The organism is Novosphingobium sp. CF614 (genome assembly GCF_900113255.1).
Taxonomy (GTDB): Bacteria; Pseudomonadota; Alphaproteobacteria; order Sphingomonadales; family Sphingomonadaceae; genus Novosphingobium.
Map to the genome: position 1 here is coordinate 20989 of NZ_FOOR01000016.1, position 25972 is coordinate 46960.

Below are 25972 nucleotides of genomic sequence, written 5' to 3' on the forward strand. Positions count from 1 at the left end.
AGATGGTTTCCCCCGCCGCCCGCGCGGGATCGACGAAGACGAAACAGCGCCTGGAATCCTTTTCGCGACGCTCTGGTGAATTGCAGGAGCAGCGCGCGCGAGGATCGCGGCCGTTTGCGCAGGTTCCGCACCATGACAGCGCGCGCCTCCTGGAAACGTCATATCGTCCGGAAGCAACAAACTTTCACGCTTGACCATGTGAAACGTCCGCGCCACCAATTGCGTCCATGACAACCCGACCCCGGATCGCGGCGAGCCTCGTGCTTGCGCCGCTCGCAATCGCCTTGGCCGCCCCCCCGATCGCGGCCGCTCCCACCGATCCCATGATGAACGAGCAGGTCAAGAACTACGACTGGGTTCGTCCGCAGGCGGATTTCGTGCGGCGCGAAGCGATGATCCCGATGCGCGACGGCAAGAAGCTGTTCACCGTCATCGTCTTCCGCAAGGGCACGCACGACGCGCCGATCCTGCTGAGCCGCACGCCCTACGACGCGGGAAAGGCGACGAGCCGCAACCGCAGCCAGAAGATCGAGGAAATCCTGCCGGTCATGGACAAGGAGTTCGTCGATGACGGCTACATCCGCGTCTATCAGGACGTGCGCGGGCTTGGAAAGTCCGAGGGCGACTATGTGATGAACCGCCCGCTGCGCGGGCCGCTCAACAAGACCAGGGTCGATCATGCCACCGATGCCTATGACACGATCGACTGGCTGGTGAAGAACGTGAGGGAATCGAACGGCAAGGTCGGCATCACCGGTTCCTCCTACCTCGGCTTCACGGCGCTGATGGCATTGGTGGATCCGCACCCGGCGCTCAAGGCGGCGGTGCCGCAAAGCCCTATGGTCGATGGCTGGATGGGCGACGACTGGTTCCACAACGGCGCGTTCCGCACGTTCGGCTTCGACTACGACCTGGAGCAGACCGTCAAGGAAGGCGGCGGCGCGGTGCCCAAGGGGACCGGGGACGAATACACCGCCTACCTCAATGCCGGTTCGGCGAGGTCCTATGCCGAGGCCTATGGCCTGCTCGACCTGCCGGTGGCGCGCAAGGTGTTCGAACATCCCGCCTACGACGCGTGGTGGCAGGGGCAGGCGGTGGACAAGCTGCTCGGCGCGCGCAAGCTGACGGTGCCGACCATGCTGGTGGTCGGCCAGTGGGACCAGGAAGACAGCTACGGCGCCCCGGCGGTCTACCGGGCGCTGGAGCCGCAGGACGCGAACAACGACATGGTCAGCCTGGTGATCGGGCCGTGGCGCCATTCCCAGGTCAATTACGAGGCCCGCGCGCTGGGCCCGCTGGAGTGGGAAGGCGATACCGGCCTGCAGTTCCGCACCGGTTGGATGAAGCCTTTCCTCGACTGCCATCTCAAGACCGATCCGCCCAAGTGCGATACGCCGCCGGTGCTGACTTACGCGAGCGGCGCGAACCGCTGGGAAGTCTCCCGCAAATGGCCGGACGGCGAATATACGCCGCTCTACCTTGCCGGGAACTTCGGCCTGTCGTGGGACAAGCCGGCCGCTGGCAGCGACAGCTACGTCTCCGATCCGGCCAAGCCGGTGCCGATGCTGCCGCGCCCGATCCACCTGGAGGGCGAGGAGTGGAAGACCTGGCTGGTGCGCGACCAGCGCTTCGTCGATGGCCGCCCGGACGTGCTCAGCTATTCCACCGGCGTGCTCGACAAGGCGGTTCACATCAAGGGCGCCCCCCGGGTGGAACTGCACGCCGCCACCACCGGGCAGGACAGCGACTTCGTGGTCAAGCTGATCGACGTCTATCCGGAGGAGAACTCGGCCGATCCGGACAAGGCCGGGTACGAGCTGGGCATCGGCATCGAGATTTTCCGGGGGCGCTACGTCCACGGTTTCTCTACCCCGGCACCGCTCGAACCGGGCAAGGACTATGCCTTCAAATGGTCGCTGCCCGATGTCGACCACGTGTTCCTGCCGGGGCACCGGATCATGGTGCAGGTCCAGTCGAGCCTGTTCCCGCTCTACGACCGCAATCCGCAGTCCTGGGTGCCCTCGATCATGGAGGCGAAGCCCGGGGACTACGTGAAGGCGACCGAGACGGTGCGCCGCGGCGGCGATGCGGCAAGCGCCGTATGGCTGCCGGTGGCGAAGGATTAGGGCGCGCCGAACCGAACATGCCGACCACCCCGCTCGTCCTTCGGCAAGATCGGGGCGAGGGTCTTGATTCGGATTTTGGGCAGTCTGCCGGGGCAAGCCGGGCTTCCCCAATTCCTCCCCGGAACGGGGAGGTGCCCCGCAGGGGCGGAGGGGCCGAAAGCGCTCGTAACGCAGCCTCGCTCGATTTCGAAAGCCTTCGCCCCCTCCGTCAGCCCTTGCAGGGCTGCCACCTCCCCGTTCCGGGGAGGAATTGGGAAGGCCGCCGGTCAGGCCGTCATGTCGATCACGATCCGGCCCTCGATCTGGCCCTTGTGCATGCGGTCGAACACGGTGTTGATGTCTTCCAGCTTCGCGGTCTCGATGGTCGCCTTGACTTTGCCGTCGCTGGCGAAGTCCAGCGATTCCTGCAAGTCGAGCCGCGTGCCGACGATCGAGCCGCGCACGGTTATGCCGTTCAGCACCATGTTGAAGATGTTGAGCGGGAAATCGCCTGGCGGCAGGCCGTTGAGCGAGACCGTTCCCCCGCGCGCGACCACGCCGATCGCCTGTTCGAACGCCTTTTCGCTCACCGCCGTCACCAGCACGCCCTGGACGCCGCCGCCGGTCTCGCGCTTGATGACCGTCGCGGGGTCCTGGTGGCGGGCATTGACGGTGATCGTCGCGCCGAGCCGCCGGGCAAGGTCGAGCTTGGCATCGTCGATATCGATCGCTGCGACGTTGAGGCCCATGGCCTTGGCATATTGCACCGCCATGTGCCCCAGGCCGCCGATTCCGCTGATCGCCACGTAGTCGCCGGGCTTGGTGTCGGTCATCTTCAGGCCCTTGTAGACCGTCACCCCGGCGCACAGGATCGGTGCGATCTCATTGAAGCCGATGTTGCCTGGCAAGTGGCCCACGTAGTTGGGATCGGCCAGGACATATTCGGCGAAGCCGCCGTTGATCGAATAGCCGGTGTTGACCTGGCTTTCGCACAGGGTTTCCCAGCCGCCCAGGCAATGGACGCAGTGTCCGCAGGCCGAATAGAGCCAGGGCACGCCGACCCGGTCGCCTTCCTTGACGCTCTTCACCCCGGCGCCGACCGCCGCGACGAAGCCGACGCCTTCGTGGCCGGGAATGAACGGAGGCTGGGGCTTGACCGGCCAATCGCCTTCGGCGGCGTGCAGGTCGGTGTGGCACACGCCCGAAGCCTGGATCGAAACCAGGATCTGGCCCGGTCCAACCTCTGGCACGGGAACTTCGTCAATCGAAAGCGGCGCACCGAAGCCGCGGACGACGGCGGCTTTCATGGTCTTGGTCATATCGGGTCTCCCGGGAAGGTCTGGGCACCTGATGGGCCGGGCGTGACGGCAGTACATTGTGCTGGATCAACGGCACCGTATCGGAAGCGAAACACTTCGTGGAGGCAAATCGAGCGAGCGCAGGGCGCGCGCCAGGAACCGCGCCATTCACCCACCGTTCATGTCTACATACGTAGTCGATTACGTATGTAGACGATGGAGTGCCGAGTGTCCGAAACATCCGAGCAGCCCGAGCGCATTTCCGATGCCGAGCATGCGGTGATGGAGGCGCTGTGGCGCCGCTCGCCGCTTACCGCGCAGGAAGTCTGCGACGAGGTCTGCGGGCCGCGCGGCTGGAGCCTCGCCACGGTCAAGACGCTGCTTTCGCGGCTGGTCGTCAAGCAGGCCCTGGCCACCGAGCCGGACGGCAAGCGCTTTCTCTATTCGCCCAGGATCGCCCGGTCCGACTATGTCGGCACCGAGAGCCGGCGCCTGGTCGATCGCCTGTTCGGCGGGCGCGCGGCGCCGCTGTTCGCGCATCTTGCGCGGGCCGAAGCACTGACCCAGGATGACATTGCCGAGATCGAGGCCCTGCTGAAGGAGCTCAAGTCATGATCGAATGGCTTACCGATACGCTCGTGATGACCGGCGCGCTGCTGGCGCTGGTGCTCCTTGTCCGCAAGCCGGTGGGGCGCTGGTTCGGCTCCGGCGCGGCCTATGCGCTCTGGGCCCTGCCGATGATCCGGCTGGTGCTGCCGCCGCTGGCGCTGCCGCGCGGCCTGGTCCCGCGTCTCGAGTTCGGCGTGGAGCCGATCACCGCCTCGGCCAGCAGTGTCCCTGCCGAGGCGGTGGCTTTTCCGGTCGTCGCCCAGTCGGCTTTCGTCCGGGCCTTGCCCCAGGCCACCCCGGCCGATCCCGGCCTGCTGGCGCAAGTGCCGTGGACCGCGCTGCTGCTGGCCCTGTGGCTCGGCGGCGCGGCGCTGTTCCTGGCCTGGCGCGTGATCGGCTACCAGGCGATGCGGCGCGAACTGATGCGGGACGCGCGGCTGGTCGCGCGGGCAGGGGACGTGCGCATCGTCGAAAGCCCGGCCGCGGCGGCGCCGCTGGCCTTTGGCGTGTTCGACAAGATCATCGCCCTGCCGAGCGGTTTCCTGGCCTCGGTCGATTCCGAAATCTCCGACCTCGCGATCGCGCATGAACTGGAGCACCACGCGGGAAGCGACCTGCTGGCGCTGTTCGCCATGCAGCCGCTTTTCGCGCTGCACTGGTTCAACCCGCTGAGCTGGGCGGCATGGCGCGCGCTGCGCAGCGACCAGGAGGCCGCCTGCGACGCGCGGGTCATGGCCGGGCGCGGGGGCGAGGACAAGGTTCGGTACGGCAGCCTGATCGCCTCGTTCGCCGGCGGCACGGGCCTGGCGCTGATCGCGCCGATGGCCGGGCCGCTGTCGGGCGAGAAGCCGATCATCCACCGCCTCAAGGCGCTTGCGCGCAAGGACGTGAGCACGGCGCGCCGCGTGCTGGCCCGCTGCCTGTTCGCCCTCGCTGTCGTCACCGTGCCGGCCACGGCGACCGTCAGCTATGCGGCGATGGACAAGACCACGGACAAAGTGGAGGAGCCGGAACCTGCCGGGATATCCGCGGTTCCCGCAGCCCCGGCCCCGCCTGCCGCACCCCTGGCGCATGGTCACACGGCGGTGGCCGAAGCGCCGCAGCCGCCGCCGGCGCCGGAACCGCCCGCGCTCCCCGAATGGTCGCACGGCGGCGACACCTCCGTCCCACCGGTCCCACCCGCGCCTCCGGCTCCTCCCGCCCCTCCCGCCGAGCCCAGGATTTCGGTCGAGACGCGCATGATCCGCCATGCCGATGAGCAGGGCCGCATCGCGGATGCCCGGCGCAGGACGGTCGAAGCCCGCGCGCCGCGCGTCGAGGAGATCGTGGAGGGCAAGCACAGGATCGTGCGCATCGTCAGCAACGAGGGCGGACGCGAGCAGGTACGGGAAATGGTCCTGGACGAAGGCTGCCCCGCCGATGGTCGCCGCGATTCACGCTCCGAGCGCGACGGATCGCAGGCCGCCGTCGTGATCTGCACCGGAAAGCCCCGGGCGGCGATGACGGCGGCGGTCGATGCCCTGCGCTCGGCCCGCGCTTCGATCGCTTCGAACCGCGACCTCGACGCCCGGGTGCGCGCCGAGATTCTCGCCGATCTCGACCGCGAGATCGCCGATGCGCGGCGCGAGGCGCACGAAAGTTACGATTGATATCGTAAGGTCATCGATCGAGACTCCGAAACCCTTGCCCGTCGTCGTTGCGATACGGTGAAAACGGGGCAGCGGCCCAGGACGGTCGGCACGAACCGGGATCCTGGCGGGCCGTGTCGCGGCTATTCGCCTTTCCTGCTATGCGTTCAGCCAGCGGAAAGACGGGATGGTCGATCTACGCCAGCCCGTGCGTTGGACGCGCTGAATGGAAAGGGAAGAGGACATGGCGGAAGAACCACCGCGCCGCGAGCGTTCGCCCGGCATGAAGCTCCTCTTCGTCGGACTGGTCAGCCTGGTGCTGATCGTGCCGCTGCTGATGACTTATGCGCTGGTCTATGACCGGCAGAGCCAGTCGGAGACGGCGCAGAGCGCGATCAACGCGGGATGGGGCGGGGCGCAAGTGCTGTCTGGGCCGGTCATGGTCGTGCCGTTCCGCACCACCCAGACCCAGAACGAGATCGTGGACGGCAAGCAGGTCAGCCGCGTGGTCGAAGTGGAAAAACTGCTCTACGTCTCGCCGGTGAGCAATCGGGTTTCGACCCGGATCGATCCGGAGGAGCGGCGCAAGTCGATCTACCGCTCGGTGCTTTTCACCGCGCGGACGCAGGGCAGGGCGGTGTTCGCCCTGCCGGCCGATCTCGCCCGCTTCGGCGTCACGCGGGAGCGGCTGATGTGGGATCGCGCCGAGCTGCGGATCGGCGCTTCCGATGCGCGCGGCCTCACCACCGGAGGCAGGATCGCGGCCAACGGCAAATGGCTCGAAGTGCAGCCGGGCAAGGGGCCGGCGGCCTCGGGCGGGCAGGGCTTCTTCGCGTTCCTGAACTGGGACGGCCTGGGCAAGCTGACCGTCGACTACGGCTTCGGCCTGCGCGGCAGCCGCACCATCAGCCTGGTGCCGCGCGGTGGATCGACCTTTTGGGAGGTTTCCTCGTCCTGGCCCAGCCCCAGCTTCGAGGGCGCCTTCCTGCCTGAAAAGCCGCAGGTTTCCGACAAGGGTTTCAAGGCCGGCTACGCGGTCGACAAGCTGGCGCTCGGCCAGCCGCCAGTGGCGATGGAGGACCTTGGCGTGCCGCAGGACACGGGCACTTACGCCATTCGAGAGGCCACGGCGCCCTCCGCCGTGGGCACGGCGGCGGGCGGCGCCGGCGAGGTCGTCGGCGGTCCCGCCCGCGCGGTCAGCGTCAGTCTGATCGAGACGGTGGATCTCTATTCCAAGGTCGATCGCTCGGTGAAATACGGCTTCCTGTTCATCGGCTTCACGTTCCTGGCGTTCCTGCTGTTCGACGTGGTCGGCGGCGCGCGCGTGGCGGCGGTCGAGTACCTGCTGACCGGCGCGGGGCTGGTGCTGTTCTTCGTGCTGCTGCTGGCCTTCGCCGAAGTGATCGGCTTCACCGCCGCCTATCTCGCCGCGAGCGGCGCGGTGATCGGCCTGCTGACCGCCTATAGCGCGGCGGTGCTGCGAAGCTGGAAGCGCGCGCGCTTCATCGGCGCGCTGCTGGTGGGGCTTTATGCGCTGCTGTTCGTGCTGCTCAACCTGGAAGCCTGGTCGCTGATGATCGGCTCGGTGCTGTTGTTCGTGGCGCTCGCCGGGGTCATGTACGCCACCCGCAACGTCGACTGGGCCAGCGTGGGCCGGCATGCGCGAACCGAGCCGGATGCGTGATCCGGGGGCGGTACGTTCACGCCGAGACGCTGTGGGGCAACACCGTTCGACAAGCTCAGGGTGAGCGGGATCGGGTTAATACCAGATGGCGGCTAAGTGATGCGCCAGCCCCGTTCGCGGCGCCGGCGACCCGTTCAGCGCCAGCGCAGCCTTTCGCGCGTGAGCTGGTCGACGCGGGTGACGCCCATCAGCTTCATGTCGCGCTCGATCTCTTCCGCGAAGATGCCGATCGCGCGTTCGACCCCCGGCTGGCCGGCGGCGGCGAGCGCGTAGAGGTAGAGCCGCCCGCCCGAGGCGCAGGTGGCGCCCGCCGCCAGCGCCTTGAGCACGTGCGTGCCCCGCCGCACGCCGCCGTCGCAGATCACTTCGATCTGCCCGCCCACCGCGTCGACGATCTCGGTCAGCTGGTCGAAGGGGGCGCGGCTGCCGTCGAGCTGGCGGCCACCGTGGTTGGAAATCATGATCGCGTCCGCGCCGATCTCCACCGCGCGGCGGGCATCGGCGACGCTCATCACGCCCTTGAGGCAGAAAGTGCCGCCCCACTGTTCACGGATCGACGCGACCATGTTCCAGTCCATCGACTGGTCGAGCATCTCGGTGAAATAGCCCTGGATGCTGATCGCCTCGCCGGTGCCGGCGGTGACGTGGGTGTCCAGGTTGGGCAGCGCGAACTTCTCACGCAGCAGGTAGTCGAGCGCCCAGCGCGGCTTGATCGCGTAGGACAGCGCCGAGGAAGGCGTGAAACGCGGCGGCGAGGAGAAGCCCGAGCGCAGGCAGCGTTCGCGCTTGCCGCCGACGATGGTATCGACCGTCAGCGCGATGGCATCGAATTTCGCGGCCTGGCAGCGCTCGATCATCGAGCGGTTCAGCCCCTTGTCCTTGTGGACGTAGAGCTGGAACATCTTGGGATTGTCACCCATCGCGCCGATCTCCTCGATCGAGACCGTCGCGAGGCTGGAGATGCCGAACCACAGGCCGAACTTCTGCGCCGCGCGGGCGACGGCACGCTCGCCCTGCCAATGGAACACGCGTTGCAGCGCGGTGGGGGAGAGAATCAGGGGCAGGGCGGACTTGCGGCCCATCACCGTGACCGAGGGATCGATCTCGGCAACGCCCGCCAGCACGTTGGGCACGAGGTCCACCTGGTCGAAAGCGGCGGTATTGCGCGCCTTGGTCAGTTCGTCGTCGGCGGCGCCGTCGATATAGTCAAACACCGGCCAGGGCAGGCGCTGTTTGGCAAGGCGGCGGAAATCGGCGATGTTGTGGCAATCGGTTAGGCGCATGCCGCGCCTTTAGCACGTCGTTCGCCAACTGCAATTGCATCTAGGGCACAGATTGCACGACCGGCTGCGAGGTGAACGTGACGTTCCCTCCGCCCGCCGGCGGCGCGCTTTTGGCGGGGCGGGTCTCGTCCCCGGCTTCCAGTTCATGGCGCCGGGCGTTGATGATTTCGGCCGTCGCGGGGGCGGCCGGATAACCGCAGCGCCGGGCCGCGCCCACGCCCTTGAGGAAGCCGCGCCGGGCCAGTCCCGCCTGGATCGCGGCATTGACCTTGCGATCCTGGTCGTTGGCGCCGGAAATTTCGCGGATCAGGCCGCGGAACGGGATGAACGAGGTCACCAGCCATTTGGCGACGCGGCCGCCGCTGATGCGATCGCGCTCTTCCTGCGGCAGGTCGATGTCCGGCCCCAGCACGTCGTCGAGCGCCTGGACCGCGGCGGCCAGTTGCCGGCACTTGCCCAGGCCCTCGAGCGCATAGGGCCGCGCGACGGCGGCGGTCAGCAGCGGCGGAATCTCGTTGTCACGGCCGACGTTGAGGTCGGTGATCGGTGTCTTGGCGACATCCGTGGCGTCCGGATCGCGATCGGTGATGGGCTTGTCCTGCTGCCGGGCGAGGGCGGGCGAGGCGGTCAGCGAGACCAGGACGGCGGTACACAGCAGCAGGCGGCGCATGTTCATTCTCCAGTTTGCCTCGGACCGCGTTGCCGGCCCGGAGGGAAAAGCGCCCACCACACCGGTTGCGCCGACATCCGCCGCGGCGTCGGTTCACGACGCCGGTGCACGATGGTCAGTTCTCCTGGGCAAACGTATCGCAGGCGTCCTCGTTCCCGGTCTGGATTCCACGCTTGAGCCACTGCATGCGTTCGGCGCTCGAGCCATGGGTGAAGCTTTCCGGGGTGACGCGCTGGCCGGCGCCGCGCATCAGCGCATCGTCACCGATCGCGCTCGCGGCGCCGAGGCCTTCCTCCATGTCGCCCGGATCGATCAGGTCCTTGTGCTTGCCCGCCCAGACGCCGGCATAGCAGTCCGCCTGCAGTTCCATCCGCACCTGCAGCGCATTGGCCCGCGAAGGGTCCCGCTGCTGGGCGGCGCGAACCTGGCTGTCGAGCCCCAGCAGGTGCTGGACGTGATGGCCGTATTCATGGGCGATCACGTAATAGCGCGCGAAGTCCCCCTTGGCGCCGAGCTGCCGGTCGAGCTGGTCGTAGAAGCTGGTGTCGATGTAGATGCCCTGGTCGGCCGGGCAGTAGAACGGCCCCATCGCGCTTTGCGCGGCGCCGCAGCCGGACCGGTCGGCGCCGTCGTAGAAGCGCAGCATCGGCTGCTCGAAGGGAATATCGGCCTGCGCGAACAGGGGCTGCCAGGTGCGGTTGAGCGAATCGAGCGCATTGCAGGATTCCAGCGAATAGGCATTGCGCGTGCAGACGGTGTTCGGGTCGGTCGAGGCATCCTGCGGCTGCGGGGCAGAGCTCTGCCCTTGTTGCTGAACACCCTCGATGGTTCCGAGCATCTGGCCCGGGTCGATCCCGAAAACCAATGCGCCGATCAGCGCGATCACCAGCGTTCCGCAACCCAGCTTGCCGCCGCCGCCGCCGGGAAAACCCCCGCCGCCCTGGCTGACGCGGATGTTGCCGGGATCGAACCTGTTCAATCGCATCGTTCGCAGTCCTTTCATGGCCCGGCGGGGTTCGAGCCGTTCCGCGCGCCCGGCGCATCGCGTTCAAAATCCGCTCCATCCCCGCTCACCCCACGCCCGTCGAAGGGAGCTGGCCCCGGCGCCGCGCCAGCGTCCTTCGACAGGACGAGTGGATCTCATATAAAATCTCTTGTTCCCCTTCCCTTCGCCGCCCGCGAGGCGGCGAAGGGAGAAGGACGAAAGGAGAAGATTGAGTCTCGCTCCAAAAGACTTGGTCATATCCGGATTTCGTGATCGTCGCTCTAGCCGCTCGGCCGTTCGCGGATCAATCGATATCGTTTGCCGCGATATCCCCCGCGAATTTTCCCGAGCGCGGCGGAAATTCGTCGTATAGAGTGGGTTCGATGAGTTCGGGTCCGGCGGCACGCGTGGTAGGCAAGGTGGGGCTGGCTTCGCTGTGCGCGCTGCTGGCGTTTTCCGCGCCATCTCCCGCCGCGCCGGACCGCGCCGACCGCGAACTCGAAGCCCGCCTGCGCGCGCATATCGAAGTGCTGGCGAGCGATGATTTCGACGGCCGCGAACCTGGGACCGAGGGCGAGGCCAAGACGCTGCGCTACCTCGGCCGCCAATGGTACGACATCGGCCTTGTTTCCGGCACCCACGATCCCGGCAACGAATGGTTCGCGCCGGTCCTGCTGGTCGCGCGCGAGCCGGCGGCTTCCGCCGCGCAATTCCTGCGCAAGGGGTTCCGGACCCCCCTCTCGCCGCCCGACGTGCTGGTGCTGACCTCCGGCAAGCGCAGCCTGGTACGCGACGCGCCGCTGCTGTTCGTGGGCCGCGCGCGCGGCCTGGACTTCTCGCGCAACGAGCTTGCCGGCCGCGTCGCGGTCGTGCTCGACGGCGATACGCCCGACAGCGAACGGCAGAACGAGCTGCTGGCGATGGGGGCGTCGGCGGTGTTGACGGTGCTGGATGGAGGCCGCAGCATCGCCGAAGTCGCCGCCCGGCGACAGCGTTCGGGCTATGCGCTGGCCGATGATTCGCTGGGCGGCGACCTGGAGGCCTTCATCGGCCGCGCATCGATGGAAATGCTGCTCAAGGGAACCGGGCATAGGCTGGCCGATCTTGAGCAGGCGGCGGCCAGTCCGGGCTTCGCGCCGATCGTCCTTGACATGACGGCCTCGCTCGAAGCCAATACGCGCGAGACGACGGTCCGCACCCACAACCTGATCGGCAAGCTGCCCGGCCGCCATCCGGAGAGCGGCGCCGTGCTGTTCCTGGCGCATTGGGATCACTTCGGCGAGTGCGGCGAGCCGCCGGCGGAGGACGTGATCTGCAACGGCGCGATCGACAATGCGAGCGGCGTCGCCGCGCTGACCGAAGTGGCGCGCCGCCTTTCGCGCGTTCCGCAGATGGATCGCGACGTCTATTTCCTCGCCACCACCGCCGAGGAACTCGGGCTGCTGGGCACGCATGCCTTCGCGGAAAATCCGCCCTTGCCGCTGGACCGCATCGTCGCCGCGTTCAACATCGATTCCGACGCGATCGCGCCAAGGGGAACGCCCTTCGCCATCGTCGGCCGGGGCATGACCGGGCTGGATGCCGATATCGCCCGGGTTGCCAAGGCCGAACGGGTCAAGCTGCGCGATAGCGACGAGGCCAACGAATACGTCAAGCGGCAGGACGGCTGGGCCTTGCTCCAGCACGATATCCCGGCGGTGATGGTGACTACCGCCTATGGCGACATGGACCGCATGCGCGCCTTCTTCGACAGTGACTATCACCGCCCGAGCGACGACCTCGCGCACCTTTCGCGCCCGCTGCAACTGGGCGGGGTAGTGGAGGACGTGAAGATGCTGACGGCGCTGGGGCGATGGTTCGCCGATCCCCGGCGGGTGCCGCTGAACGTCAAGTGATACCCGATCTTATACCAAGTCTCTTTGAGTGAGACCGTCTCCCCCCTTGCGAGCCGCCTACAATCCGGCCGCCGCCTCCAGCGCCATCAGGTAACTGTTCGCGCCGAAACCGGCCACGGTGCCTTTCGCCGCCATGCCCACCCACGACCGATGCCTGAAATCCTCGCGCGTGTGCGGGTTTGAGAGATGGACCTCGATCACCGGCACCGTGATCGCGCGGATCGCGTCCAGCAGCGCCACCGAGGTATGGGTATAGGCGCCGGCGTTGAGCAGCACGGCATGCGCGCCTTCGTCCTGTGCTTCATGCAGCCAGTCGACCAGGTGGCCTTCATGGTTGGACTGGCGCATCTCGATCCCGCAGCCCAGCGCCTGGCCGCGCGCCACCAGCATGGCCGCGATATCGTCGAGGGTTTGCGAACCGTAGATCTCGGGCTCGCGCTTGCCGAGCCGGTTGAGATTCGGGCCGTTGAGAACATAGACCAGCTTGGTTGCCATGCTTGAGATATCCCGGGCGCGCAGGTGAGCGAGTGGCATGACCTTTAGCGGTCGCGGAGGAGGGCGCAAGCCGCGCCGTGCGGCCGGCAGCCACCCCGGTCAGGCGCCGGCCGCCACCGGCTGGGGGGCGCCCGGGTTGCTCGGCGGCGCATCGTCCGCCGGCGGTTCGCCCGCGTCCGCCGGCTGGTCGGCGTCCGGCGCGGGTTCGGCCTCGTCGCCGCCCTCGTTGGCATAGAAGTCGGCCAGCGCGGCGTCGTGGGCCCGGGCGCGCAGCGCCGCCGCCTCGCGTTCGGCGGCCTTGCGCGCGGCGGCTTCCTCGATGGCGGTGGCCTTGGCCTCGGAAAGCTGCTTGGCCATTTCCTCTTCGTGCGACGATCCGCAGGCCATCAGTGCAAGGGCCGGGGTGACGATCAGGGCGACGCGTGCGATCTTACCAAACATCAGCGGGGCTCCTCGCATGCCGGAACGCGGAAATTCAGGAATTCCCTATGTCAAAAGCCTTAGCGTTTCCTTATCATGGGCGGAATTCCCGTGGTTTCAGCGATCCGAGCCCTTGACCTTGCCCCACTGGCGCATGGCCGAATAGCCCAGGTATCCGGTGCCGAAGAGCGCGTAGAGCGGCTCGGGAATGCCGTTCAGGTAGGCCGTCATGCCCGAGGCTATGGCGCGCGCGGTATCCGGGCTGAAGGCGCTGACAAGGCCCATCGGCAGCGCCCACAGGATCATCGCGTACATCACGTAGAGAAAGCCCGGCCGCGCGCGGCTGGTCCAGGGATCGGGGGAGCTCGCCTCGGCGACGAGCGGGGAAAGGCCGGTTTGCGGCATTTCCCGTTCCCGCGGGCCGCGGCGCCCGGCCCGTACCGGCTTGGGGCGATCGCGCGCCTCGGGATCGGGAACGACCTGGTCGATGATCCGCGCGAGGGGCCGAGCGAGGAGGCGAGCGATGGGGCCGAGAATCGAATCGAGCAGTGGCATGGGCGAACACTCCGATGGGCTATTCGGGAGTGTTGTAACCAAATCGGTTCGTGTAGGAAATAGTTAATTACGAAAATGGCTCGAACGACCGGCGGTCAGAGGCTCTTGCGGCGCCGCATGCCAAGTCTCTTTGAGTAGACTCATCTCTCCCTTGGTCAATTGCGAGCCGCCGCAGGCGGCGCGGGCGACGAGGGGGAAGGTGAGCTTCGCTTCAAGAGACTTGGCATCAAGCTTCGGACCGAGAACGCGAACCGCCCCGTTCGTTCAGGTCAGTGAGATTCGGGGTGGGCGGGTCTTGATCCCGATTTCGGGTTCCTGGCCCTCGGGACAAGGAAAAGGGCCCCCCGTGCGGTGACGGGGAGCCCTCGATCTTTCGGCGATCCGCCTTCGTCAGTTGCCGAAGGTGCGCTGCCACCAGCCGCGGCGGGGCGATTCCCGGTCCTCGGTTTCCGCGGCGCCTTCGGCGGTGGCTTCCGTGGCGGTGTCGGTGCCGCCGTTCACGTCGTTCGCCGCTTCGGGAGCCGCCGGGGAAGCGTCTTCCGCGACGGGTTCGAACGCCGCTTGCGCTTCTTCGGCCGCCACAACGGTTTCGGCGGGCGCCTCGCGCCGTGACCGCCTGGGCTTGGCGGGCGCGGCCTCCGCCGGAGCTTCCGGAGCCACGGCGGTTTCGTCGGCCTTCTTGCGACGGGCACGCTTGGGCTTGGCCGGTGCCGTCTCGGCCAGTGCGTCCTCGGCCAGTGCGTCCTCGGCAGGCGCGTTCTCGGCAGGCGCGTCCTCAACGGCCGCTTCGCCGGTCGTCACGACGGGGGTTTCGGCCCCTTCCGCCTTCTTGCGGCGGCCGCGCTTCGGTTTGGCCGGGGCTTCCTCGGCAGCGCGTTCCTCGGCCATGGGTTCCTCGACCATGGGTTCCCCGGCCGGGACTTCGGCGACCGGCTCGGCCGCTGCCGCCTTCTTGCGGCGCGCGCGCCTGGGCTTGGCCGGGGCTTCCCCGGTCACGCTTTCGGCTTCGGGTTCGGCAGGCGCTTCCGGCGCGGCGGCTTGCCCCGCTACCTCGCCCTCGGCTTCGCCGACGACGGCATTCTCGCCCTCTTCCTCACCGGCGCGGCGACCCCGCCTGCGGCGTCCGCCCCGGCGGCGGCGCTTGCGCGGGGCTTCCGCATCCTCGTCTTCCGCGGTTTCGGCCTCGCCCGGAGCATCCTCCTCTTCGGCGGCTTCGTCCTCGCCTTCGCCGACTTCGCCGGGGGTCTGCTCGTCCCCGCGATCCCGGTTGCGGCCGCGGCGGCGCTTGCGCCGCTTGCTGCGACGGGCTGCGCCTTCGCCGGGCGTTTCGCCGTCCTCTTCGGCGCGTTCGCGAAGGTCTTCGTTCTCGATCTCATCCTCGTCGGGGATGTCCTCATCCTCGACTTCGTCGGCGATCGGGTCGAAGCGCGGCACGAATTCGTTCGGCGGGCCGGAAGAGACGACGCGCATCTTCGCGCCTTCGTTCTCACCCTCGGGGATCACCTCGGCGACGACGCCGTAGCGGGCCTCGATGTCGGCAAGGTCGGCGCGCTTGGCGTTGAGCAGGTAGATCGCCGCTTCTGTCGAGGCGAACAGCGAGACCACCACGCCCTTGCCCTTGGCCGCCTCGTCCTCGATCAGGCGCAGCGCCGCGAGGCCGGCCGAACTGGCGGTGCGGACCAGGCCGGTGCCGTCGCAGTGCGGGCAGGAGCGCGTCGTGGCCTCCAGCACGCCGGTGCGCAGGCGCTGGCGGCTCATCTCCATCAGCCCGAAGCTGGAGATGCGGCCGACCTGGATGCGCGCGCGGTCGTTCTTGAGCGCTTCCTTCATCGCCTTCTCGACCTTGCGGACGTTCGATCCGTATTCCATGTCGATGAAGTCGATGACGACGAGCCCGGCCATGTCGCGCAGGCGCAGCTGGCGGGCGATTTCCTGCGCGGCCTCGAGGTTGGTGGCGACCGCCGTCTGCTCGATGCCGTGCTCCTTGGTGGCGCGGCCCGAGTTGATGTCGATCGAGACCAGCGCCTCGGTCGGGTTGATGACGATGTAGCCGCCCGAACGCAGCTGCACGACCGGATCGTACATCGCCGTCAGCTGGTCCTCGGCGCCGTGGCGCTGGAACAGCGGCACGGGATCGGAATAGGGCTTCACCTTGCGCGCATGGCTGGGCATGAGCAGTTTCATGAAGTCCCTGGCGGCGCGGTAGCCTTCCTCGCCCTCGACCACGACTTCCTCGATATCGCGGTTGTAGATGTCGCGAATCGCGCGCTTGATGAGATCGCTGTCCGAATGGATCAGCGTGGGCGCGGCGGACTTGAGCGTCTTTTCGCGCAGTTCGTCCCACAGGCGGGCAAGATAGTCGAAATCGCGCTTGATCTCGGTCTTGGTGCGCTGGAGGCCGGCGGTGCGCACGATGCAGCCCATGCTGCGCGGCAGCTGGAGCTCGGAAATGATGGATTTCAGGCGCTTGCGATCGGTGGCCGAACTGATCTTGCGGCTGATGCCGCCGCCGTGGCTGGAATTGGGCATGAGCACGCAGTAACGGCCCGCGAGGCTCAGGTACGTGGTCAGCGCCGCGCCCTTGTTGCCGCGTTCTTCCTTGACGACCTGGACCAGCAGCACCTGGCGCCGGTGGATCACGTCCTGGATCTTGTAGCGGCGGCGCAGCGCCATGCGCTTGGCGCGCAGCTCGTCGGCCTCCTTCGAGCGGCCCGAGGGCCTGCCCTGGCGGCGCCGGCCGCGCCGGCCGCGATCCTCGGATTCCTCGCCGCCTTCGCTGTCTTCCTCGCCTTCGCCGTTGTCGAAGCCGTTCTCGACAGTGCCGGCCTCGATCGTGGAGACGTGATCCTTCTCGGAAGTATCGACTTCGGTCAGGCCGCCGTCATCGCCGTAATCCTCGCCGTCGGAGGCGCCATCCTCGTCCTCCTCGTCGCTCTCGCTGGCGCGCAGAGCGGCTTCCTCCTCGGCATGGGCGGCTTCTTCCGCCAGCAGGGCCTCGCGGTCCTCCCGGGGGATCTGGTAGTAGTCGGGATGAATTTCGCTGAAGGCGAGAAAGCCGTGCCGGTTCCCGCCGAAATCGACGAAAGCCGCCTGGAGCGAAGGCTCCACGCGCGTCACTTTCGCGAGATAGATGTTCCCCTTTATCTGCTTTCGTTCGGTCGATTCGAAATCGAACTCTTCAATGCGATTTCCCTTGAGTACCGCCACCCGCGTTTCTTCCGGGTGGCGCGCATCGATGAGCATGCGCGTTGCCATTACTTGATCTCCATACGCGCCTGGTCCCGGCCGGATCAGCCTGGGTGGCGCGGTTCTGTTCGAAAATGTCCCGTGGCAGGATGAACGCCTGGCGCGATGCGGCGAGGTTCTTCGGGTTCCTGGCACGGGTGTGCATGAAAACGGGGCAATCCAGCGCCCCTTGTGCGGCTAACGTGTCGGCTGCCCGGCGGGCAGCGGGCGTGACTGCGAGAGGAAGATCGCGTGGCGACATCGGACACGCGGAAAATTGCGGCCAGACCGCCCACGCCCCTACGGGCGTCGGCTGGCAAGGCGGCAATTGGCTTCTCATGGCTCGCATCAACCTGTTCGGACCCGGAAACGGATTTTCCGGTATCGACGGCCCGGGTTCCGGCCTGCCGGTCCTGCCCGGTGTCATCTGGTGATGCCTGTCCGGATTGCGAGGACCGAAGGCTGCCTGGCCCCGGATCGAATTGGCCTAGCATTCAAGGCCGCCAACGGCAAGTTACTTGCCTAAAGTGGTTTTAGGCCGATCATGGTTACCACTTCCTTGCCGAAAACCGTGGGAACCGACCGGGGGCGGGATTGCCGGTTGCGGCATACGCACCTAGTCAGGGCGGCGAAATGTCGCGCACGATACAGCTGGCCTTGATCCTGTCCGCGCCCCTGGCGCTGCTGGTCGCGGTTTTCGTGCTGAACCGGACGATCGGCATGGCGGAAGGCGACCGTGACTACGTCGTGCGCTTCGACCTGCCGAGCGCGGACGCGCCGGTCGATCTGCCCCGGGTCGATGGTCCGGCGGACGCCAGCCGCCCGCTGGTGGTGATCGACGCGGGACACGGCGGTTTCGATCCGGGCGCGGGCATGGAAGGTGTCCGGGAAAAGGACGTGGCGCTGGCGATCGCGCTGGCGATCCGCGACCGGCTGCTGGCCGGCGGCGGGGTGCGCCTGGCACTGACCCGCGAAACCGACCGCTTCATTTCGCTCGGCGACCGTCCCGACATCGCCAGGCGGCTGAACGCCGACGTGTTCATCTCCGTCCATGCCGACAGCGCCGAGAGCGATCTGGCGCGCGGGGCCAGCATCTACGTGCTGTCCGAAAAGGGTTCGAGCGAGGCCGCCGAACGTTTCGCCGAGCGCGAGAACGGGGCCGACAAGGTCAACGGCGTCGCGCTTTCGCAGACCAGCGCCGGTGTCGGTGCGATCCTGCTGGACCTTTCGCAGCGCGGCGCGCAGGCGGGCTCGACCGAACTGGCCGACCTCATGCTGCGCGAACTGCGGGAAGCGGGCATCGGCATGCATCATGACCGGGTGGAAACCGCGGCGCTGGCGGTGCTCAAGGCGCCGGACATCCCCTCGATCCTGTTGGAGACCGGCTATATCAACAACGCGCAGGACTATGCCTTCCTGCGTTCGAAGCAGGGCCAGAATACCGTGGCGGAGGCTGCCGCGCGCGCGATCCGCGTCTATTTCGCGCGCAACAGCGGCGCCTGAATGTATCGCCGTCCGCCGCCGCCCCCCGCCGCCCGCCGCATTTTCGCGCTTCGATCTGGCCTTGGGGGAAACGGGCGTGCTAGAGGGCTGGCGCAATGAGCGACGCGACCGATAATCCCGGCACCGACCCCGGCGACCAGCCGCCCGAAGACGCAAGCTTCCGCATTCGTCGCGAGGCCACCGGCCGGATGGCGGCGTTCCGGCGCGCCTGGCGCGGCGGCAAGTGGCTGCGCCGCTTCACGTATCTGGGCATGGCGGGGCTGGCCGGCCTGGCCGGGTTCTGGTTCGTGCTGGCCCGCGACCTGCCGGACGCGAACAGGTTGCTCGAATACCAGCCGCCGCTGCCGACCATGGTGCGCGGCATCGATGGCGAGATCGTCTACAGCTATGCCCGCGAACGGCGCGTGCAGCTGCGATTCGTCGATTTTCCGCGCCCGCTCATCAACGCCTTCCTTTCGGCCGAGGACAAGACTTTCTGGACTCACGGCGGCGTCGACCTGACCGGCCTGGCCGGTGCCGCGGTGGACTATGCTTCCAAGCTGGGCACCGGCGGGCGGGCCAAGGGCGGCTCCACGATCACCCAGCAGGTGGCCAAGAACATCCTCATCGGCGACGAGTATTCTGTAACCCGCAAGCTCAAGGAAATGATCCTGGCCCGCCGTATCGAGGGTGTGCTGACCAAGCAGCAGATTCTCGAACTCTATCTCAACGAAATCCCGCTCGGCCGCCAGAGCTTCGGCGTCCAGGCGGCGGCACGCGCCTATTTCGGCAAGGACGTGGGCGATCTGGATCTGCACGAGGCGGCGTTCCTGGCGATCCTGCCCAAGGCGCCGGAACGCTATGGCCGCAAGCAGTACGAGGACCTGGCCATAACCCGGCGCAACTGGGTGCTGGACCAGATGGTGGGCAACGGCTGGGCGACTCGCGCCGAGGCGGACGCGGCCAAGGCCCAGCCGCTTGGCCTGATCCCGCGCCGCGCGGAGGTTTACGACCCGGCCAACGGCTACTTCGTCGAGGAAGTGCGCCGCCGCCTGATCGAACACTATGGCGAAAAGGCCGAGGACGGGCCGAACAGCGTCTATGCCGGCGGCCTGTGGGTGCGCACCTCGCTCGATGCGCCGTTGCAGAAGGCGGTGCAGGACGCGTTGCGCAAGGGTCTTCTGAACTACCACGGCAATCGCGGATGGGCGGGCCCGATCGCGCATCTCAACGACCTGGAAAACTGGCAGTCGCAGCTGATCGTCGCGAACAAGTCGATAAACTACCAGAACTGGCGGGTCGGCGTCATCCTCGACAAGTCGGACGGCACCGGGCGCATCGGTTTTCCGGACGGCAACATCGCCGCGCTGATCGGGATCGCCGACAACGCGAGGCCCGGCGATCTCGTCGCGGCGGCGCCGGTCTCGGCGGGAACCTGGGCGCTGCGGACCATACCGGAAGTCTCCGGCGGCATGGTCATGGAACAGCCGGCGACCGGGCGGGTCCTGGCGATGCAGGGCGGCTTCGATTCCGGGCTGGCATCGTTCAACCGGGCCGTCCAGGCCGAGCGCCAGCCCGGCTCGACCATCAAGCCCTTCGTCTACGCAACGGGATTGCAGTACGGCATGACGCCGGCCACCCAGGTGCTCGACGGCACGTTCTGCGTCTATCAAGGCGCCGGCCTTGGCAACAAATGCTTCCGGAACTTCGGCAACGAGGGCGGCTCGGGCAGCCACACGATGCGCTGGGGCCTGGAACAGTCGCGCAACCTGATGACCGTGCGGATCGCCAGCGACACCGGCATGCCGCGCGTCATCAAGACTTTCCGCAATGTCGGCATCGGCGACTACAAGGCCTATCTCTCCTTCGCGCTGGGCGCGGGCGAGACCACGGTCTCGCGCATGGTCAACGCCTATGCCGCGCTGGCCAACAATGGCGTGCAATTCCCGGCTTCGGTTATCGACTATGTCCAGGACCGCAACGGCAAGGTGATCTGGCGGGCGGACAGCCGCCGCTGCGATACCTGCAACATGCCCGAATGGGACGGCAAGCCGATGCCGCGCATCGATCGCAAGGGCAAGCAGGTGATCGATGCGGGCACCGCCTATCAGGTCGTCCATATGCTCGAAGGCGTGGTCATCCGCGGCACCGCGGTGCGCCTGCGCGATCTCGACCTGCCGCTGTTCGGCAAGACCGGCACCACCAACGGACCGACCGACGTGTGGTTCATGGGCGGCAATCAGGACTATGTCGGCGGCGTCTATGTCGGCTACGACGCGCCGCGATCGCTGGGCGGCTATGCCCAGGGCGGGCGCATCTCGGCGCCGATCTTCAAGGACGTCGTGCTGGCGACGCGTCCGCGCTGGAGCTCGCGGCCGCTGCTGGCGCCGCCCGGCATCCGCATGGTTCGCATCGATCGAGTCACCGGCAAGCGGGTGATGGGCGTCGAGCCCAGCGATGATGTGAAGGCTTCGGTGATCTGGGAGGCCTTCAAGCCGGACACCGAGCCGCGCCAGTACACCGCCGAGGACGAGTTCACCCGCCGCCGCGACGCCCTTGTCGCGCAAATCCGGCAGGCCCGCCAGGAACATGGCGCGGCGATGGCGCGCGCCTCGGGGGCCGACACGCAGGACTTCGCGGAAGAGCAGGGCGGGCTGTACTGACGGGGCCGTACTGAGGGGGCCGTACTGAGGGGAGTGAGGGAGGCGCCAGCGCGCCGCGGGGGGCAACACCCTTCGACAAGCCCACCCTTCGACAAGCCCAGGGTGAACGGGTTTTGCTTCATACCAGGCATCACTGATCGGAACTCCCGTTCCGCTTCCCCTTCGCCACCTCGCGGGCGACGAAGGGGCAAAGGGGGGGGGGGAGGGATGAGTCTCGCTCAAAGAGACTTGGTATCGGATTGCCCTAAACAAGTTGAGGGTATGAAGAAGGACAAGATCGCGGCAATCCAGGGCGTTAGCCAAGGCGTGCGGATCACGCCAGTTCGATCGCCACCGCCGTCGCCTCGCCGCCGCCGATGCACAGGCTGGCAACGCCCTTCTTCAGGCCCTTTTCCTTCAAGGTGTTGATAAGGGTGACGATGATTCGGGTGCCCGAGGCGCCGATCGGGTGGCCGAGCGCGGTGGCGCCGCCGTGAATGTTGACCTTGTCGTGCGGAATGCCGAGGTCGTGCATCGCGAACATCGCGACGCAGGCGAAGGCCTCGTTGACTTCGAACAGGTCTACATCGGCGATCTGCCAGCCGGTCTTTTCCATCAGCTTGGCGATGGCGCCGACCGGGGCCGTGGTGAACTTGGCGGGTTCCTGCGCATGCGCGGCGACGCCGACGACGGTGGCGACCGGAACGAGGCCCTTGGCGGCGGCCACGCTCCGGCGGGTCAGGACCATGGCGGCGGCGCCGTCCGAGATCGAGCTGGAACTGGCGGCGGTGATGGTGCCGTCCTTGGCGAAGGCGGGCTTGAGCGTGCGGATCTTGTCGGGGTTGCCCTTGCCCGGCTGCTCGTCGACATCGACCACGACTTCGCCCTTGCGGGTCTTGACGGTGACGGGCGCGATCTCGTCCTTGAACGCGCCGGAGGCGATCGCTTCCTGCGCACGGCGCAGCGACTCGATCGCGTATTCGTCCTGGGCATCGCGGGTAAGCTGGTACTCGTCGGCGGTGACTTGCGCGAAGGAGCCCATCGAGCCGCCCTCGTAAGCGTCCTCAAGCCCGTCGAGGAACATGTGGTCATAAAGCGTGTCGTGGCCGATGCGGGCGCCGCTGCGGTGCTTCTTCGAGAGGTAGGGGGCATTGGTCATCGATTCCATGCCGCCGGCGATCACCAGGTCGAGCGAACCCGCCGCCAGCGCCTCCGCGCCCATGATGACCGTCTGCATGCCCGAGCCGCAGACCTTGTTGACGGTGGTGGCCTGGACCGACTTGGGCAGCCCGGCCTTGAGCGCGGCCTGGCGGGCAGGGGCCTGGCCGAGGCCGGCCGGGAGCACGCAGCCCATGTAGATGCGCTCGATGTCCTCACCCGAAACGCCCGCGCGTTCCACCGCCGCCTTGACCGCCGTCGCGCCGAGGTCGGTCGCCGAAACCTCGGCGAAGGCTCCCTGCATGCCGCCCATCGGGGTTCGTGCGTAGGAGAGGATGACGATCGGGTCGGATGACGAGATCTGGGCCATGGGAAATGCCTTTCACGCTGAAAACTGGACGGCTGAGGATCGGATAATGTCGCGATGGCGCTATTGCAATGACCGAACCCCCTCCGGGATGGCCCTTTGGGGTGGGCGGGACCCGGTCGGCCCGGGGTTTGTCGACCCCGGAGCAAGCGCCGGGGCCGCTCCGGTGCCGGACGGCAATCGGCCATGGACCGGCGGCCGATTGCCATCCGCGAAAATTATTGCGCCAGCATGCGCAAGCCGTGTTGCAATGCAATGAAGATGGTCCGATTAATCCACTCGGACACCTTGCGGCGGGGTTAGGGCTGGCCTAAGAGCGCGCCCGACGACCGGACGCCGCACCAGGCACGAGTCCGGCAAGCCGCACCCGGTATGAGGCCAGAGACCATTGACTGATCTGTCACAATACCTGCCGATCCTGATATTCCTGGTGATTGCCCTCCTGCTTTCGGCGGTGATCGTGTTCCTGCCGATGGGCGTCGCCTCGCTGACCGGCACGCACCAGCCCAATGCCGAGAAGAACAGCGAGTACGAGTGCGGCTTTCCCGCCTTCGAGGATCCGCGCAGCCAGTTCGACGTGCGTTTCTACCTGGTGGCGATCCTGTTCATCGTCTTCGACCTTGAAGCCGCGTTCCTGTTCCCATGGGCGGTTTCGCTGGACGTCACCGGCTGGACCGGCTGGGGAACGATGATGGTGTTCCTGGGCGAACTGGCCGTCGGCCTCGCCTATGCGTGGAAGAAGGGAGCTCTGGACTGGGAATGAGCACCGCAAACAACATTCTTGGCGTGAACTCCGCCGGACAGCCGCTTTCGGGCACGGCGATCGCGCCGCCCGACCAGGCGTTCTTCAAGGACCTCAACCAGGAAGTGTCCGACAAGGGCTTCCTTGTCACCAGCACCGAGGAACTGTTCCAGTGGGCCCGCACCGGCTCGCTGTGGTGGATGACTTTCGGCCTGGCGTGCTGCGCGGTGGAGATGATCCACGTGAACATGCCGCGCTACGACATGGAGCGCTTCGGCGCCGCCCCGCGCGCCTCCCCGCGCCAGTCGGACGTGATGATCGTGGCGGGCACGCTGTGCAACAAGATGGCCCCGGCGCTGCGCAAGGTCTATGACCAGATGTCGGAACCCAAGTACGTCATCTCGATGGGCAGCTGCGCCAACGGCGGCGGCTATTACCACTACAGCTACAGCGTGGTGCGCGGCTGCGACCGCATCGTGCCGGTGGACATCTACGTCCCCGGCTGCCCGCCGACCGCAGAGGCGCTGCTTTACGGCGTGATGCAGCTTCAGCGCAAGATCCGCCGCATCGGCACGGTGGAGAGGTGAGTTTCGTGAGCATCCTTCGACAAGCTCAGGATGAGCGGACCCTTGTTGTGGAAAAAGCATCGACCCTGCTCGGCCTGAGCCTGTCGAAGGCCGGGCGCAAGGGTTGGAGCCTGGCATGACCGTCCTCCATTCCGCCCCCAGGTTCGCCTCCAACGCGGGCGTGCTCGAAACCCTCTCGGCCGCGCTCGGCGTCATGCTGCTCTCGGCGAGGGAAGAGCACGGCGAGCTGGTGTTCACCGTCGCGCGCGACGGGATCGAGGACGCGCTGCGCCTGCTGCGTGACGAGCACGAGTACCAGCAGCTCATGGAAATCGCGGGGGTCGATTACCCCTCGCGGGCCGAGCGCTTCGAAGTCGTCTACATGCTGCTCTCGCTGACCAGGAACCATCGCCTGATGGTGAAGGTGGGCGCGGCGGAGAATACCCCGGTGCCCACCGTCACCACGCTGTGGCCCAACGCCGGCTGGCTGGAACGCGAAGTGTTCGACATGTACGGCGTGATCTTCGCCGGCAACCCGGACTTGCGCCGCATCCTCACCGACTACGGCTTCGAAGGCCACCCGTTCCGCAAGGACTTCCCGCTCACCGGCTATGTCGAGCTGCGCTATTCCGAGGAGGACAAGCGCGTGGTCTACGAGCCGGTGAAGCTGGCGCAGGATCTGCGCACATTCGATTTCATGAGCCCCTGGGAAGGCGCTGGCCAAATAGATGCCGCATTCGTGCTGCCGGGCGATGAGAAGGCGGGGGGAGAGAAGATATGACTTCCATGCTTCTTCACCGTCACCCTGAACTTGTTTCAGGGTCTATCGTGGTTCCCCTCGGTTCGCAAACAAGCCAAGCAGCCAGTTCATTTCACGCTACCACCGGTCAATCGGTGACATGGACCCTGAACCAAGTTCAGGGTGACGGGCTGGTCCCGGGAGGTGTCCAGTGAGCATGCAGCTCGAACAGTCGCCCACCACCGAGGGCGAGGTCGTCACCAACTACACGATCAACTTCGGCCCCCAGCACCCCGCCGCGCACGGCGTGCTGCGCATGGTGATGGAGCTGGACGGCGAAGTGATCGAGCGCATCGATCCGCACGTCGGCCTGCTCCATCGCGGCACCGAGAAGCTGATCGAGCACAAGACCTACCTCCAGGCGCTGCCCTATTTCGACCGGCTCGATTACTGCTCGCCGCTCGCCATGGAGCACAGCTATGTCCTGGCGATCGAGAAGCTGCTGAACCTGCCCGTGCCCCCCAGGGCACAATATCTGCGCGTGCTGTTCGCCGAGCTGACGCGCATCTGCAACCACATGCTCAACATGGGCAGCCACGTGATGGACGTGGGGGCGATGACGCCGAACCTGTGGCTGTTCGAGATTCGCGAGGACTGCCTCAACTTCTTCGAGCGGGCGAGCGGCGCGCGCATGCACTCGGCCTGGTTCCGCCCCGGCGGCGTGCACCAGGACGTGCCGCTCAAGCTGCTGACGGACATCGCCGACTGGCTCGACACGCGCCTGCCGACCCTGTTCGAGGACGCGATGAGCCTGGTGGTGGACAACCGCATCTTCAAGCAGCGCAATGTCGATATCGCGCTGGTTTCCAAGCAGGACGCGGTGGCCTGGGGCTTCTCCGGCCCGATGATCCGCGCCGCCGGCATCCCCTGGGACATCCGCAAGAGCCAGCCCTACGACGTCTATGACCGCATGGACTTCGAGATCCCGGTCGGCACCAATTCCGACTGCTACGACCGCTTCATGGTCCGCGTCGAGGAAGTGCGCCAGTCGGCCCGGATCATGAAGCAGTGCCTGGCCGAGATGCCCGAAGGCCCGATCGCCTCGGACGACCGCAAGGTCTCCCCCCCCAAGCGCGGCGAGATGAAGAGTTCGATGGAATCGCTGATCCATCACTTCAAGCTCTATACCGAGGGCTTCCACGTGCCGGCGGGCGAAGTCTACGTCGCCACCGAAAGCCCCAAGGGCGAGTTCGGCGTCTACCTCGTGGCGGATGGCAGCAACAAGCCCTACCGCTGCAAGATCCGCCCGACCGCGTTCAGTCACCTCCAGGCGATGGACTTCATGTCCAAGGGCCACATGCTGCCGGACGCGACCGCGATCCTGGGCGCGATCGACGTGGTGTTCGGGGAGTGTGATCGGTGAG

Annotated in this window: 19 protein-coding genes and 1 pseudogene; 11 read left to right on the plus strand and 9 right to left on the minus strand. The window is 67.0% G+C overall.

Annotation, left to right across the window (positions count from 1 at the left end; genetic code table 11):
• The first annotated feature begins 227 nt into the window (after positions 1-227).
• On the plus strand, positions 228-2126 hold the full coding sequence (locus BM052_RS14820) for a CocE/NonD family hydrolase (protein WP_091148138.1): 1899 nt from the start codon (positions 228-230) through the stop codon (positions 2124-2126).
• A 266-nt stretch (positions 2127-2392) separates the two neighbouring features.
• On the opposite strand, the gene adhP is transcribed toward BM052_RS14820, so the two are convergent.
• Positions 2393-3424 (minus strand): alcohol dehydrogenase AdhP, encoded by a 1032-nt coding sequence (gene adhP / locus BM052_RS14825; RefSeq protein WP_091148139.1) that lies wholly within the window; start codon positions 3422-3424, stop codon positions 2393-2395.
• Between the two features lie 195 nt (positions 3425-3619).
• On the opposite strand from adhP, the gene BM052_RS14830 reads away from it, so the two are divergent.
• The 3 genes from BM052_RS14830 (at position 3620) to creD (ending at position 7324) form a co-directional block, all read left to right on the plus strand.
• Positions 3620-4018: a BlaI/MecI/CopY family transcriptional regulator gene (locus tag BM052_RS14830; RefSeq protein ID WP_091148141.1), complete on the plus strand. Its 399-nt coding sequence runs from the start codon at positions 3620-3622 to the stop codon at positions 4016-4018.
• Positions 4015-5661 carry a M56 family metallopeptidase gene (locus BM052_RS20385; RefSeq protein ID WP_091148143.1) on the plus strand — a complete coding sequence of 549 codons (1647 nt, stop codon included), beginning with the start codon at positions 4015-4017 and terminating at the stop codon, positions 5659-5661. Before BM052_RS14830 ends, BM052_RS20385 begins: the two co-directional genes overlap by 4 nt.
• 223 nt (positions 5662-5884) lie before the next feature.
• Positions 5885-7324 carry a cell envelope integrity protein CreD gene (gene creD, locus BM052_RS14840; protein WP_091148220.1) on the plus strand — a complete coding sequence of 480 codons (1440 nt, stop codon included), beginning with the start codon at positions 5885-5887 and terminating at the stop codon, positions 7322-7324.
• Between the two features lie 134 nt (positions 7325-7458).
• On the opposite strand, the gene BM052_RS14845 is transcribed toward creD, so the two are convergent.
• The 3 genes from BM052_RS14845 to BM052_RS14855 all read right to left on the minus strand — a co-directional run bounded on the left by BM052_RS14845 (position 7459) and on the right by BM052_RS14855 (position 10262).
• Positions 7459-8607, minus strand: coding sequence for an alpha-hydroxy acid oxidase (locus BM052_RS14845; protein ID WP_091148144.1), 1149 nt, complete (start codon positions 8605-8607; stop codon positions 7459-7461).
• A 40-nt stretch (positions 8608-8647) separates the two neighbouring features.
• On the minus strand, positions 8648-9283 hold the full coding sequence (locus BM052_RS14850) for a hypothetical protein (protein ID WP_255406175.1): 636 nt from the start codon (positions 9281-9283) through the stop codon (positions 8648-8650).
• A gap of 109 nt (positions 9284-9392) precedes the next feature.
• Positions 9393-10262, minus strand: coding sequence for a KPN_02809 family neutral zinc metallopeptidase (locus tag BM052_RS14855; protein WP_091148145.1), 870 nt, complete (start codon positions 10260-10262; stop codon positions 9393-9395).
• A gap of 383 nt (positions 10263-10645) precedes the next feature.
• Here BM052_RS14855 and BM052_RS14860 point away from each other — a divergent pair, with 383 nt between their 5' ends.
• Entirely contained in the window at positions 10646-12157 is a 1512-nt protein-coding gene (locus tag BM052_RS14860; protein WP_091148147.1) for a M28 family peptidase, read from the plus strand.
• 57 nt (positions 12158-12214) lie between these two features.
• Here the strand turns inward: BM052_RS14860 and aroQ are convergent, their stop codons facing one another.
• The 4 genes from aroQ to BM052_RS14880 form a co-directional block, all read right to left on the minus strand.
• Complete coding sequence (aroQ, locus tag BM052_RS14865; protein WP_091148149.1) at positions 12215-12652, minus strand: type II 3-dehydroquinate dehydratase; 438 nt, start codon at positions 12650-12652, stop codon at positions 12215-12217.
• A 99-nt stretch (positions 12653-12751) separates the two neighbouring features.
• Positions 12752-13093, minus strand: coding sequence for a hypothetical protein (locus tag BM052_RS14870; RefSeq protein WP_091148151.1), 342 nt, complete (start codon positions 13091-13093; stop codon positions 12752-12754).
• 96 nt (positions 13094-13189) lie between these two features.
• Positions 13190-13627: a holin family protein gene (locus tag BM052_RS14875; RefSeq protein WP_091148152.1), complete on the minus strand. Its 438-nt coding sequence runs from the start codon at positions 13625-13627 to the stop codon at positions 13190-13192.
• A gap of 390 nt (positions 13628-14017) precedes the next feature.
• Entirely contained in the window at positions 14018-16882 is a 2865-nt protein-coding gene (locus tag BM052_RS14880) for an Rne/Rng family ribonuclease (protein WP_091148154.1), read from the minus strand.
• Positions 16883-17485: 603 nt separating this feature from the next.
• Between BM052_RS14880 and BM052_RS14885 the strand changes: the two genes are divergently transcribed.
• Both BM052_RS14885 and BM052_RS14890 read left to right on the plus strand, forming a co-directional pair.
• Positions 17486-18355 carry an N-acetylmuramoyl-L-alanine amidase family protein gene (locus BM052_RS14885; RefSeq protein ID WP_091148156.1) on the plus strand — a complete coding sequence of 290 codons (870 nt, stop codon included), beginning with the start codon at positions 17486-17488 and terminating at the stop codon, positions 18353-18355.
• A gap of 95 nt (positions 18356-18450) precedes the next feature.
• On the plus strand, positions 18451-20997 hold the full coding sequence (locus BM052_RS14890; protein WP_177198500.1) for a penicillin-binding protein 1A: 2547 nt from the start codon (positions 18451-18453) through the stop codon (positions 20995-20997).
• 313 nt (positions 20998-21310) lie between these two features.
• Here BM052_RS14890 and BM052_RS14895 read toward each other — a convergent pair whose 3' ends face one another.
• Positions 21311-22504: an acetyl-CoA C-acyltransferase gene (locus tag BM052_RS14895; protein ID WP_091148158.1), complete on the minus strand. Its 1194-nt coding sequence runs from the start codon at positions 22502-22504 to the stop codon at positions 21311-21313.
• A 385-nt stretch (positions 22505-22889) separates the two neighbouring features.
• Between BM052_RS14895 and BM052_RS14900 the strand changes: the two genes are divergently transcribed.
• The 4 genes and pseudogenes from BM052_RS14900 (at position 22890) to BM052_RS14915 (ending at position 25971) form a co-directional block, all read left to right on the plus strand.
• Complete coding sequence (locus tag BM052_RS14900) at positions 22890-23264, plus strand: NADH-quinone oxidoreductase subunit A (RefSeq protein WP_091148160.1); 375 nt, start codon at positions 22890-22892, stop codon at positions 23262-23264.
• On the plus strand, positions 23261-23830 hold the full coding sequence (locus BM052_RS14905) for a NuoB/complex I 20 kDa subunit family protein (RefSeq protein WP_177198501.1): 570 nt from the start codon (positions 23261-23263) through the stop codon (positions 23828-23830). Before BM052_RS14900 ends, BM052_RS14905 begins: the two co-directional genes overlap by 4 nt.
• A 115-nt stretch (positions 23831-23945) precedes the next feature.
• Positions 23946-24572 (plus strand): annotated as a pseudogene (locus BM052_RS14910) (NADH-quinone oxidoreductase subunit C); the annotation flags it as partial.
• A 193-nt stretch (positions 24573-24765) separates the two neighbouring features.
• Entirely contained in the window at positions 24766-25971 is a 1206-nt protein-coding gene (locus BM052_RS14915; RefSeq protein WP_177198502.1) for an NADH-quinone oxidoreductase subunit D, read from the plus strand.
• Position 25972 lies beyond the last annotated feature (1 nt).